Below are 2449 nucleotides of genomic sequence, written 5' to 3'. Positions count from 1 at the left end.
GCATTGGGGCTACTGCGTAGCCCGGCGGGAGCAAGCTCCCTCGCCACGATGACGTGCACACATCCCTTAATATTTTTATGCGCCCGTGCCACCCACGGTAATCGCATCGATCTTCAGGGTCGGCTGACCGACACCCACCGGCACTGACTGCCCATCCTTGCCACACGTGCCCACGCCGCTGTCCAGCGCCAGGTCGTTACCGACCATCGACACCTTGCTCATCGCCTCCGGCCCATTGCCGATCAACGTCGCGCCCTTGACCGGTGCGGTGATCTTGCCGTCTTCGATCAGATAGGCCTCGCTGGTGGAAAACACGAACTTACCGCTGGTGATGTCCACCTGGCCGCCGCCGAGATTGGCGCAGTAGATGCCCTTTTTCACCGACGCGATGATTTCCGCCGGATCACTCTGGCCGCCGAGCATGTAGGTGTTGGTCATGCGCGGCATCGGCAGGTGCGCGTAAGACTCGCGGCGACCGTTGCCGGTGCGGGCCACGCCCATGAGGCGGGCATTGAGCTTGTCCTGCATGTAGCCCTTGAGCACGCCGTTCTCGATCAGCGTGGTGCACTCGGTCGGGGTGCCTTCGTCGTCGACGCTCAGCGAGCCACGACGCCCGGCGAGCGTGCCGTCGTCGACGATGGTGCAGAGTTTCGAGGCGACCATCTCGCCCATGCGCCCGCTGTAGGCCGAGCTGCCCTTGCGGTTGAAGTCACCCTCCAGGCCGTGACCCACGGCTTCGTGCAGCAGCACGCCGGACCAGCCGGAGCCGAGCACCACCGGCAGCGTACCGGCCGGGGCCGGGATAGCCTCAAGGTTCACCAGCGCCTGGCGCAGCGCTTCGCGGGCGTAGCCCATGGCGCGGTCTTCACTGAGGAAATAGCGATAATCGGTACGACCGCCACCCCCATGGCCACCGCGCTCACGGCGACCGTTCTGCTCGACGATCACGCTGACGTTGAAACGCACCAGCGGTCGCACATCCGCCGCCAGGCCACCGTCGGTGGAGGCCACCAGGATCCGCTCCCAGACCCCGGCCATGCTCACCGATACCTGCTGGATACGCGGGTCGAGGGCGCGCGTGGCGACGTCGATGCGCTTGAGCAGCTCGACCTTTTCGGCGCGGCTCATGACTTCCAGGGGATTGTCCGGCGCATACAACTGCGCCACGTCCTGGCTGCTGAACGCCTGGACCGTGCCATTCTGCCCGGCCCGGGAAATCGAGCGAGCCGCACGAGCCGCGGCGCCCAGGGCTTCGAGGGTGATGGCGTTGCTGTAGGCAAAACCGGTCTTTTCGCCGGATTGAGCACGCACGCCCACACCCTGGTCGAGGTTGAAACTGCCTTCCTTGACGATGCCGTCCTCCAGCGACCAGGACTCGGAAATCTGCCCCTGGAAATACAGGTCGGCCGCATCGATGCCCGGACCGGCCAGGTCGCCCAGCACGCCGTGCAGGCTTTCCAGGGTCACGCCGCCGGGGGCTAAAAGGTGTTCACTGACTGAGGACAACAACCCGCTCATATGTTTTACGCCTTGAATTCGTCGTCTTGGACAGGTCGCTGTCGGGCGCCCTGCGAGAAAAAGCGCCGATGGCTCGCCACCGGCATGCGCGCCCGGATGGACGCCTGTTCACTGTCGTCGCGCTCGGCCAGCAGCACCGCCTCGCCTTGATCCTGTTGCGCCAGTACACGCCCCCACGGGTCGATTATCGCGGCATGGCCAAAGGTTTCTCGAGGCCCCGGATGCAATCCACCCTGGGCGGCCGCCAGCACGTAGCACTGGGTTTCGATGGCCCGGGCGCGAATCAGTACGTCCCAATGCGCAGCGCCAGTCACCGCCGTAAACGCCGAAGGCGCGGTAATCAGCTCGGCCCCGGCCGCCCGCAACTCGCTGTAGAGCTCGGGGAAGCGCAAGTCGTAGCAGACCGTCAGGCCAACCCGGCCCACCGGTGTGTCGGCAACCACCACGTTGCCGCCATAAGCATAGTCATCGGATTCGCGATAACGTCCGCGATTGTCCGCCACGTCCACGTCGAACAGGTGCAGCTTGTCATAACGCGCGACGATCTCGCCCTGGTCGTCCACCAGCAACGAACATGCATGGGCCTTGGCCTCGGGCTGGACCACCGGCGGCAACGGCAACGTGCCGGCCACAATCCATAACCTGAGGTCGCGCGCGACCTGTTTCAACCACGGCAGGATCGGCCCCTGACCAAAGGCTTCGGCCCGGGCGATATCGGCAACGTCCCGCCGGCCCATGGCCGCGAAGTTTTCCGGCAACACCGCCAGCCGTGCGCCACCCGCCGCGGCCTGCTCCAGCAGCACCCGGGCACGGGCCAGGTTGGTGAGCACATCGCTCTGGCTGACCATTTGAATCACGGCGACTGGCATGGCTTCTCCTTACTGTCGAATCTCCCTTGTGGGAGCGAGCCTGCTCGCGAAAACGGTGGGTC

Annotated in this window: 2 protein-coding genes; both read right to left on the bottom strand. The window is 65.3% G+C overall.

Features of this window, described 5'->3' with window-relative positions:
- Positions 1-75: 75 nt before the first annotated feature.
- Positions 76-1518 (bottom strand): metalloprotease TldD, encoded by a 1443-nt coding sequence (gene tldD, locus ACE04F_RS17735; RefSeq protein WP_486108696.1) that lies wholly within the window; start codon positions 1516-1518, stop codon positions 76-78.
- Between the two features lie 5 nt (positions 1519-1523).
- Positions 1524-2387, bottom strand: a complete 864-nt coding sequence (locus ACE04F_RS17730) for a carbon-nitrogen hydrolase family protein (RefSeq protein ID WP_486108694.1) — start codon at positions 2385-2387, stop codon at positions 1524-1526.
- Positions 2388-2449 lie beyond the last annotated feature (62 nt).

This window comes from Pseudomonas sp. AGC41 (assembly GCF_057334555.1).
This window is presented reverse-complemented; position numbering and strand designations above follow the sequence as displayed.